Genomic DNA, 9,876 nt, shown 5'->3' with positions numbered 1-9,876 from the left:
CATGCGCCTCGCCCCGGCCTACAGGAAACGCCTCAGCGATTTACAGCCGGACCAGGACATCGCTGTTAGTTATTCGTTTCTCTGAAGCAATGTTCATTGCTTCAGGAAAAAAATTACTGGGGATCCCTCAGCCCACAGGGAGAGGGAGAAAACCGGGCGTATCAGGCTGCGCTCTTTTTCTTTTTGAACGGTTTCTTCGCGCCACCACCGGGTGCAACCATGCCTCTGAACCGCTTCACCGGCGTGCTGCGCGCCTGATCGATCAGCTGGTAAAGCGTCCCCACCAGCGGCTGCATAAAGTCCTGATAGCGGCACTGCTTTTCGCTGATTTGCGTCAGCACGGATTCCCAGTGCGCAGTCATGTCCGGCCGTGCGGCCAGCTCCGGCAGGGAGTGTATGAGCGCCCGGCCCGGTTCCGTTGAGTGGATGTAGCGCCCCTTTTTCTCAAGAAAACCTCGCTTAAAGAGCAGCTCGATGATCCCCGCGCGGGTTGCTTCCGTACCCAGTCCATCAGTGGCGCGCAGGATCTTCTTGAGATCTTTATCCTGCACAAAGCGGGCGATCCCGGTCATGGCTGACAGCAGCGTTGCATCGGTGAAGTGGCGCGGCGGCTGGGTCTGACGTTCAACCACTTCACCCTTCTCGCACAGCAGTTCGTCGTCTTTAGCGACCACCGGCAGCGGCGTGCCGTCGTTCTCCTCATCGCGCTCTTTGTTACCGAGGAGCGTGCGCCAGCCCGCTTCCGCGAGGAAACGCGCTTTAGCGATAAACTTGCCTTTGGCAATTTCCAGCTCGATGACGCACTTGCGGAACACCGCGTCCGGGCAGAACTGCATCAGGTACTGACGGGCGATCAGGTTATAGACCTTCGCTTCGTTATCGGTAAGATTGACCTTGCTGGCGCGCGCCGTCGGGATAATCGCGTGGTGGGCATCGACCTTTTTGTCGTCCCAGCAGCGGTTATGGGTGTCCGGGTTAACGACGGACTGCGGGAGCAGATCCGGCGCGTGCACGCTAATGGCGTTCATCACCGCATGGCGTCCGGCAAAGTGCTCTTCCGGCAGATAGCGGCTGTCCGAACGCGGATAGGTGATGAGCTTATGGGTTTCGTAGAGTTTCTGGCAGATATCCAGCACGTTCTGCGCGCTGAGGCCAAAGCGCTTCGCGGCTTCAATCTGCAGAGCAGAAAGGGAGAACGGCAGCGGCGCGGGTTCTGATTCCCGTTTATCGTTATAGCTGGTAACGATGGCCGGCTGGCCGGTAATACGGTTAACCACATGCTCCGCCAGCGGACGATGCAGCAAACGCCCCTCTTCATCCTGGTACGACTCGCAAGCGTCGCTCGGCTGCCAGACGGCGGTAAAGCGCTCGTCTTTCGGGGTGACGATATGCGCTTTCACTTCAAAGAAATCTTTGGCGACGAAGTTCTCGATCTCTTCGTCGCGACGCACCACCAGCCCCAGCACCGGCGTCTGCACGCGGCCCACGGAGAGTACGCCCTGATAGCCCGCGTTGCGCCCGAGGATGGTGTAGGCGCGGGTCATGTTGATGCCGTACAGCCAGTCGGCGCGGGCGCGCGCTAAAGCAGAGACGCACAGCGGAATAAACTCGCTGTTGGAACGCAGGCGCGAGATCGCCCGCTCAACGGCCTGCGGGTTGAGGTCGTTGATCAGGCAGCGCTGCACCTGCTGGCGCTTTTCCGGCGCCAGCTCCAAGTAGTCCAGCACTTCGTCCACCAGCAGCTGCCCTTCTCTGTCCGGGTCACCTGCGTGGACCACTTCCGTCGCCTCATGCAGGAAGCGCTTAATGACGTTGAGCTGTTTGGTGACGGACGGACGAGGCTGAAGACGCCACTTTTCCGGCACGATGGGCAGATCGTTGAGGTTCCAGCGGGCGTAGCGGCTGTCGTAGACGTCCGGCTGCGCCTGTTCAAGCAGGTGGCCGATACACCAGGTGACCACCTGCCCGTTACCGCATTCGATAAAGCCGTCGCCTTTTCGATGCGGTTTAGGCAGCACGTCGGCGATGGCACGGGCCAGGCTCGGCTTTTCGGCAATAAACAACCGCATCAAATTAACGGATCTCAATCATCGGTCGGCCGCCGCGGGCGGTCACCAGTTCGCCGATCGCCGTCAGGGTGATGCCAAACTCGGCGGCGGTTGCCTGAACCTCGGCTTCGGATTCCGGCGTGACGGCCAGCAGCAGGCCGCCGGAGGTTTGTGGATCGCACAGCAGGTTACGCCACGCCTCAGGCATTTCGCCCATCAGGTGACCGTAGCTGGCGAAGTTGCGCTGGGTACCGCCCGGAACCGCGCCCTGGGCAATGTACTCTTCCACGCCAGGCAGCTTCGGCACATCCTGATACCAGACCTGGGCCTGCACGCCCGCGCCCTGACAGACTTCAGAGAGGTGCCCCAGCAGGCCAAAACCGGTGACGTCGGTCATCGCCTTTACGCCGTCGATATTGGCGAACGCCGCGCCGGCGAGGTTCATCTGGCACATGACTTCCGTCGCCAGACCTTTGTGCTCCGGTTTGAGCAGGGATTTTTTCTCAGCGGTGGTGAGCACGCCAATGCCCAGCGGCTTGGTGAGGAACAGCTTGCAGCCCGCCTGCGCGGTGCTGTTGCGCTTCACGCGCTCGGTCGGCACCACGCCGGTAACGGCCAGGCCGAAGATCGGCTCCGGCGCATCAATCGAGTGGCCGCCGGCCAGCGCAATCCCCGCCTGCTGGCAGGCGAAACGCCCGCCATCAATCACCTCGCGGGCGATTTCCGGTGGAATGGTGTTGATCGGCCAGCCCAGAATGGCGATGGCCATGATCGGCTTACCGCCCATGGCGAAGATATCGCTGATGGCGTTGGTGGCCGCGATGCGCCCGAAGTCGAACGGGTTATCAACAATCGGCATGAAGAAGTCAGTGGTGCTGATAATGCTGGTGCCGTTACCTAAGTCATAAACCGCCGCATCGTCACGCGTTTCGTTGCCGACAAGCAGGTTCGGGTCGACAAACTTCGCCTGTTCACTGTGCAGAATGGTCTCCAGCACTTTCGGGGAAATTTTACAACCGCAACCGGCTCCGTGGCTGTACTGCGTTAAACGAATGGTTTGCTCGCTCATGGACGTCTCCTGTCATCTCAATCGCGCTATGGTAGCGCTCATTCCATAAAGAGGTAAGTATGACTGTCTGAATTCTGCGGCGGATGCTCAGAATCCAGACAGTTTAGCGCGTGTAATTAAAAACGGCTGACGAAAGGCGTGGTGTCCGGCACGCTAATGGTGCTGGAGGCTTTAAGCTGCGGGGTGCCGAGGTAAAGGAAACCGACAATTTTGTCGTGCTCACCGCAGGAGAATCCTGCCCGCACTGCGGCGCTCTCGGTCAGCGGCCCGGTGCGCCAGATACCGTTATAACCCTGCGCAACGGCGGCCATCTGCATCGCCATCACCGCACAGCCGGCAGACATTTCCTGCTCCCAGACCGGCACCTTATGGTCGGCCTGGCATTTCGCCACGACAGCGATAATCATCGGGGCGCGGAATGGCGCGTTACGCGCCTTATCGATACCTTTCTCATCCTGCCCGGCGGCAACTGCCCCCTGCTCCAGCAGCTGACTGAAGCGATCGCGGCCTTCGCCTTCAATCACAAAGAAGTGCCACGGCTGCAGCGTGCCATGATCCGGCGCACGCATACCGGCACGCAGAATGTTTTCCAGCTGCTCGCCCGCAGGGGCGGGTTCGGCCAGACGTGACGCGCTACGACGGTTAACAAGCAGTTCGAGTGCATCCATTGGTTAACTCCTTTCTTGAAATATACTCACAAAATTAACACGACGGCAGATTTTGTTACAGCCTGGCAGGCGATTCCTGCTGACAAGTGGCGGTTGGGTCATTACGATAACCCAACATTACCGTCCAGTGGCGACGGAAACAGTCATTTTCTGGTTAGGGAGAATACATGCGAACCCTTTGGCGAATCTTTGCCGGTTTCTTTAAATGGACGTGGCGACTGCTCAACTTCGTCCGCAACCTGGTGATGAACATCTTCTTCATCCTTCTGGTTCTGGTTTGCGCGGGCATCTGGATGCATATCAGCAACGCGAATCAGGCGCAGCATTCGACTCGTGGGGCCCTGTTACTCGATATCACCGGCGTGATCGTTGATAAACCGTCCACCAGCAATCGTCTGGGGGTGATCGGCCGCCAGCTGTTTGGCGCGACGTCAGACCGCCTGCAGGAGAACTCCCTGTTCGATATCGTCGATACTATCCGTCAGGCCAAAGACGACCGAAACATCACCGGGATAGTGCTGGATCTGAAAGATTTTGCCGGCGGCGACCAGCCTTCTATGCAGTACATCGGTAAAGCGCTGCGCGAGTTCCGCGACAGCGGCAAGCCGGTGATTGCCGTGGGCGACAGCTACAGCCAGGGGCAATATTATCTGGCAAGCTTCGCCAATAAGATCTGGCTTTCGCCACAGGGAACGGTCGATCTGCACGGTTTTGCCACCAACGGCCTGTACTACAAATCGCTGCTCGACAAGCTGAAGGTCACCACCCACGTCTTCCGCGTCGGCACCTATAAATCTGCCGTGGAGCCGTTTATCCGCGACGATATGTCCCCTGCCGCCCGTGAAGCGGACAGCCGCTGGATTGGCGAGCTGTGGCAGAACTATCTGGGTACCGTTGCCGCTAACCGTCAAATTACCGCTGAGCAGGTGTTCCCTGGCGCTCGCGGCGTGCTGGATGGACTGCGCAAGGTCGACGGTGATACCGCGAAATATGCGCTCGACAACAAGCTGGTTGACGCGCTGGGCACCAGTGCAGATATCGAAAAAGCCCTGACCAAACAGTTTGGCTGGAGCAAAGAGGACAAAAACTACAGCGCCATCAGCATGTATGACTATGCTGCGAAAAAGCCGGACGACAGCGGCGACAGCGTAGCCGTGGTGTTTGCTAACGGCGCTATCATGGACGGTCAGGAAACCCCGGGGAACGTCGGCGGTGATACTACCGCGTCGCAAATCCGCGATGCACGCCTTGATCCGAAAGTGAAAGCGATTGTCCTGCGGGTGAACAGCCCTGGCGGCAGCGTTAGCGCTTCCGAAGTGATCCGCGCCGAGCTGGCCGCAGCGCGTGCCGCTGGCAAGCCGATCGTCGTATCCATGGGCGGCATGGCCGCGTCTGGTGGGTACTGGATCTCCACGCCTGCCAACTATATTGTGGCGAACCCAAGCACGCTGACCGGCTCGATTGGCATCTTCGGGGTGATTAACACCGTGGAAAACAGCCTGGATTATCTGGGTGTGCATACCGATGGTGTTTCCACGTCGCCGCTGGCGGATGTGTCGATGACCAAATCTCTGCCGCCGGAAGTTTCAGAGATGATGCAGCTGAGCATTGAGAACGGCTATAAACGCTTTATCACGCTGGTTGCCGACTCGCGTAAGAAGACGCCGGAACAGATCGACCAGATTGCACAAGGCCACGTCTGGACCGGACAGGATGCGAAGAGTAACGGTCTGGTCGACAGCCTGGGCGACTTCGACGACGCGGTGAAGAAAGCCGCCGAACTGGCGAAGCTCAAGCAGTGGCACGTTGAGTATTATCAGGACGAACCGTCGTTCTTCGATATGGTGATGGACAGCATGTCCGTCTCCGTACGCGCCATGCTGCCGGAGGCGCTGCAGGCGTACCTGCCGGCCCCGGTGACCACGGCTGCGAAAGCGATGAAGGCGGAAAGCGATAAGCTCGCGGCCTTTAACGATCCACAAAGTCGTTACGCGTTTTGCCTGACCTGCGCGAACGTCCGTTAAAAACCGTCCCCTCTTCCCGTGAAGAGGGGATTTTTTTCTTTTGAAGAACAAGAACTCACTACCATGCAGAAGAAATCGATTTATGTAGCCTACACTGGCGGTACCATCGGTATGCAGCGCTCTGAAAATGGCTATATCCCCGTCTCCGGCCATCTGCAGCGTCAGCTTGCGCTGATGCCTGAATTCCACCGTCCGGAAATGCCTGACTTCACCATCCACGAATACGAGCCGCTGATGGACTCCTCCGACATGACGCCGGAAGACTGGCAGCACATCGCGGATGACATTAAAGCCCATTACGACCAGTACGACGGCTTCGTGATCCTGCACGGCACCGACACCATGGCGTTCACCGCTTCGGCGCTCTCCTTCATGCTGGAGAACCTGAGCAAGCCGGTGATCGTCACCGGGTCGCAAATACCGCTGGCGGAGCTGCGCTCGGACGGGCAGATCAACCTGCTGAATTCCCTGTACGTGGCGGCGAATTACCCGATCAACGAAGTGTCGCTGTTCTTTAACAATCGCCTGTATCGCGGCAACCGCACCACCAAAGCCCATGCCGACGGTTTTGATGCCTTTGCCTCCCCTAACCTGCAGCCACTGCTGGAAGCGGGTATTCATATCCGTCGTCTGGGAACGCCTCCGGCACCGAACACCGCCGGCGAGCTGATTGTGCATCCGATTACCCCGCAGCCGATTGGCGTGGTCACCATTTATCCGGGCATCTCCGCGGACGTGGTGCGCAACTTCCTGCGCCAGCCGGTGAAAGCGCTGATCCTCCGTTCTTATGGCGTCGGCAACGCTCCGCAGAACGGCGAATTTCTGAAGGAGCTTCAGGAAGCCAGCGAGCGCGGAATTGTGGTGGTAAACCTGACCCAGTGCATGTCTGGCAAGGTCAATATGGGCGGTTATGCCACCGGCAACGCGCTGGCGCACGCGGGGGTGATCAGCGGCTTCGATATGACCGTTGAGGCGACGCTGACTAAACTTCACTATTTACTGAGTCAGGATCTGGACATTCAGTCCATTCGCCGCGCAATGATGCAAAACCTGCGTGGCGAGCTGACCCCGGACGAATAAGGAGCTCTCATGAAGCAACGCGCCCTGCTACTGGTCGATTTGCAAAATGATTTCTGCGCGGGCGGCGCGCTGGCCGTCGCCGAAGGTGACAGCACCGTTGACGTGGCAAATACCCTGATTGACTGGTGCAAAGCCCGCGGTGAAGCGGTTGTCGCCAGCCAGGACTGGCACCCGGCGAACCACGGCAGCTTTGCCAGCCAGCACTACGTTGAGCCTTTCACCCAGGGTGAACTCGACGGTCTGGCGCAAACCTTCTGGCCGGATCACTGCGTGCAGCAGACCGAAGGAGCGGAGCTGCACCCGCTCCTGAATCAGAAGGCCATCGACGCGGTGTTCCATAAAGGTGAAAACCCGGTTATCGACAGCTACAGCGCGTTTTTCGATAACGGGCATCGCCAGAAGACGGCGCTGGACGCGTGGTTACGTCACCATGAAATCACGGAGCTGATCGTGCTGGGTCTGGCGACGGATTACTGCGTGAAGTTTACCGTGCTGGACGCGCTCCAGCTGGGTTATACCGTTAGCGTCATCACCGACGGCTGTCGTGGGGTGAACATTCAACCACAGGACAGCGCTCAGGCGTTTATGGATATGGCCGCCGAAGGTGCCACGCTGTATACGCTGGCAGACTGGCAGGAAACGCAGGCGTAGCCTTTTAAGCCGGGTGGCGCTGATGCTTACCCGGCCTACCTTTCCCCGTAGCCGGGTAAGGCGCAGCCGCCACCCGGCAAAACACCCCCTCCCCAATCCCCATAAAGTGAACTCCCTCGCATCCTCAGCGAAGCGGCAATGCTATTCTCTTCAGGCTTTTTTTTCGCCACGCCTTTTCTGTGGCGTGGTTATTTTCATTAAGTCAAAGAGGAACTTGTATGAAACGTTTGCCCCTGCTGGCAGCATTACCCTTGCTTTGCGCGTCGCTTGCTTCCGCCGCGCCTCTGATGTCCGTGGGCTACTTTAACGGGGGTGGCGATGTCACCGCCGGACCGGGTGGCGATATCAATAAACTGGACGTTCGTCAGATCACCCACCTGAACTACTCGTTTGGGCTTGTTTATAACAACGAGAAAGACGAGACCAACCCCGCGCTGAAAGATCCGGCGAAGCTGCATCAAATCTGGCTGTCGCCAAAAGTGGCGTCCGATCTGGCCTTAATCCCCACTCTGCGTAAGCAAAACCCGAACCTGAAAGTCCTGCTCTCCGTTGGCGGCTGGGGGGCGCGTGGCTTCTCTGGCGCAGCGGCAACCCGGGAGAGTCGCGCGGTGTTTATCCGCTCCGCGAAGGAAATTGTTGAGAAATACGGTCTGGACGGGATCGATCTCGACTGGGAATATCCGGTCAACGGCGCGTGGGGGCTGGTTGCAAGCCAGCCCGCCGACAGGGAAAACTTCACCGCCCTGCTGAAAGAGATGCGCGACGCGTTCGGGCAGAAAAAGCTGGTGACCATTGCGGTGGGCGCGAATGCGGAAAGTCCGAAAAGCTGGGTGGATGTCAAAGCCATCGCCCCGCTCCTCGACTACATCAACCTGATGACCTACGACATGGCGTACGGGACACAGTACTTCAACGCTAACCTGTATGACTCCAGCGCCTGGCCAACGGTGGCTGCCGCCGACAAATACAGCGTCGATTTTGTGGTGAACAACTATCTGGCCGCCGGCCTTAAGCCGAAGCAGATGAACCTCGGGATCGGTTTTTACGGCCGCGTACCGAAACGTGCGGTTGAACCGGGCATTGACTGGAGCAAGCCGGACGCGCAAAAAAATCCGGTCACACAGCCCTACTTTGGACCGCAGGAGATCGCGCTGTTTAAGTCGCTCGGCTATGACCTGACTAAAGATACCTACGTGAAGTACAACGATATCGTGAAGAAGCTGCTGAACGATCCGCAGAAACGTTTTACCGAGCACTGGGACGACCAGGCGAAGGTACCGTGGCTCTCGGTAAAGGGTGCCGATGGCAACGCGCTGTTTGCGATTTCGTATGAGAATCCGCGTTCTGTCGCGATCAAGGCGGACTACATCAAAGAGAAAGGCCTCGCCGGGGCGATGTTCTGGGAGTACGGAGCGGACGACAATAATCAGTTAGCGAAACAGCTGGCGGAGTCGCTCGGGATCCCACACTAAGGTGTATTGTGCCGGGTGGCGCTAACGCTTACCCGGCCTGCATGTAGAGCATTATTTGAAAGTCGCAATCGGCTTCGGCGTGATGCCAAAATCTTCCTTCAGCTCGCGCTTGCTCTTCATCACCATCTGACCGTTAGTGTCGATAGTCATGTGTTGCGCATCGGTGTTATTGCGCGCCTGCCACAGCATCACCAGCTGCAAACTGTTCTCTTTTTGCTCAGGCGTGAGCGCCACACCGTCCGGCCATTTTCCCAGCTCAACGGCGGTCACCAGACGCTGATAAACTTCCGGGGTCATCCCGTTAATCATGTCCTCAATATTCACGATCTCTCCCTTTCAAAGGAATAATTTGCTGAATCGTTTTTTCAACCCTTAATCTGGTCGCCGTTTTCATCATCGGTGAAGCTCATTGAGGCTGAATTCACGCAGAAACGCTCACCCGTTGGCTGAGGACCGTCCGGGAAGACGTGCCCCAGGTGCGCGTCGCAGTTACCACAGCGAATTTCCGTGCGCACCATACCGTGCGACGAGTCGGTCAGATAGCGGATTGCGTCATCGCTCACGGGCTCGTAAAAGCTCGGCCAGCCGCAGCCGGAGTCGTATTTCGTTTGTGAATTGAACAGCGGGGCATCGCAGACCAGACAGTGATACACACCGTCTCGCTTGTTGTGCAGTAATCGCCCGGTAAATGGCGGCTCCGTGCCGTGATTCTGGGTCACGTAAAACTGCATTTCGGTGAGGTTTTTTTTCAAATCGTCAGGGTTATGTTGGTTCGACATATGCTTACATCTCGCTGTAGAAACAGACATCTTTTAACCCGGATTCTAACAAAACATTAACACCCTTGCGTGCACTTTTGTTCTA

General features: G+C 57.9%; 9 protein-coding genes. 4 read left to right on the top strand and 5 right to left on the bottom strand.

Translation table 11 applies throughout. The features are described 5' to 3' along the window. Window positions 1–161: 161 nt before the first annotated feature. The 3 genes from IM299_RS21850 to IM299_RS21840 all read right to left on the bottom strand — a co-directional run bounded on the left by IM299_RS21850 (window position 162) and on the right by IM299_RS21840 (window position 3,785). Window positions 162–2,069: a DNA topoisomerase III gene (locus IM299_RS21850; RefSeq protein WP_193358100.1), complete on the bottom strand. Its 1,908-nt coding sequence runs from the start codon at window positions 2,067–2,069 to the stop codon at window positions 162–164. A 4-nt stretch (window positions 2,070–2,073) separates the two neighbouring features. Continuing rightward, window positions 2,074–3,117 carry a selenide, water dikinase SelD gene (selD, locus tag IM299_RS21845; RefSeq protein WP_028012777.1) on the bottom strand — a complete coding sequence of 348 codons (1,044 nt, stop codon included), beginning with the start codon at window positions 3,115–3,117 and terminating at the stop codon, window positions 2,074–2,076. A gap of 116 nt (window positions 3,118–3,233) precedes the next feature. Next, entirely contained in the window at window positions 3,234–3,785 is a 552-nt protein-coding gene (locus tag IM299_RS21840; protein ID WP_028012776.1) for an NAD(P)H nitroreductase, read from the bottom strand. A gap of 167 nt (window positions 3,786–3,952) precedes the next feature. Between IM299_RS21840 and sppA the strand changes: the two genes are divergently transcribed. The 4 genes from sppA to IM299_RS21820 all read left to right on the top strand — a co-directional run bounded on the left by sppA (window position 3,953) and on the right by IM299_RS21820 (window position 9,012). Then, on the top strand, window positions 3,953–5,809 hold the full coding sequence (gene sppA / locus IM299_RS21835) for a signal peptide peptidase SppA (protein WP_028012775.1): 1,857 nt from the start codon (window positions 3,953–3,955) through the stop codon (window positions 5,807–5,809). A 63-nt stretch (window positions 5,810–5,872) separates the two neighbouring features. Then, window positions 5,873–6,889, top strand: coding sequence for an asparaginase (gene ansA, locus IM299_RS21830; protein ID WP_028012774.1), 1,017 nt, complete (start codon window positions 5,873–5,875; stop codon window positions 6,887–6,889). 9 nt (window positions 6,890–6,898) lie between these two features. Next, window positions 6,899–7,540 (top strand): bifunctional nicotinamidase/pyrazinamidase, encoded by a 642-nt coding sequence (gene pncA, locus IM299_RS21825; protein WP_193358099.1) that lies wholly within the window; start codon window positions 6,899–6,901, stop codon window positions 7,538–7,540. A gap of 218 nt (window positions 7,541–7,758) precedes the next feature. Then, window positions 7,759–9,012: a glycoside hydrolase family 18 protein gene (locus IM299_RS21820; protein WP_193358098.1), complete on the top strand. Its 1,254-nt coding sequence runs from the start codon at window positions 7,759–7,761 to the stop codon at window positions 9,010–9,012. A 51-nt stretch (window positions 9,013–9,063) separates the two neighbouring features. Here IM299_RS21820 and IM299_RS21815 read toward each other — a convergent pair whose 3' ends face one another. After that, on the bottom strand, window positions 9,064–9,336 hold the full coding sequence (locus IM299_RS21815) for a YeaC family protein (RefSeq protein WP_045261608.1): 273 nt from the start codon (window positions 9,334–9,336) through the stop codon (window positions 9,064–9,066). A 41-nt stretch (window positions 9,337–9,377) separates the two neighbouring features. Then, window positions 9,378–9,791: a peptide-methionine (R)-S-oxide reductase MsrB gene (msrB, locus tag IM299_RS21810; RefSeq protein ID WP_028012770.1), complete on the bottom strand. Its 414-nt coding sequence runs from the start codon at window positions 9,789–9,791 to the stop codon at window positions 9,378–9,380. Window positions 9,792–9,876: the final 85 nt, after the last annotated feature.

Origin of the sequence: Enterobacter cloacae complex sp. P47BA (genome assembly GCF_014930485.1) — a bacterium.
GTDB classification, from domain to species: domain Bacteria; phylum Pseudomonadota; class Gammaproteobacteria; order Enterobacterales; family Enterobacteriaceae; genus Enterobacter; species Enterobacter bugandensis.
This window is presented reverse-complemented; position numbering and strand designations above follow the sequence as displayed.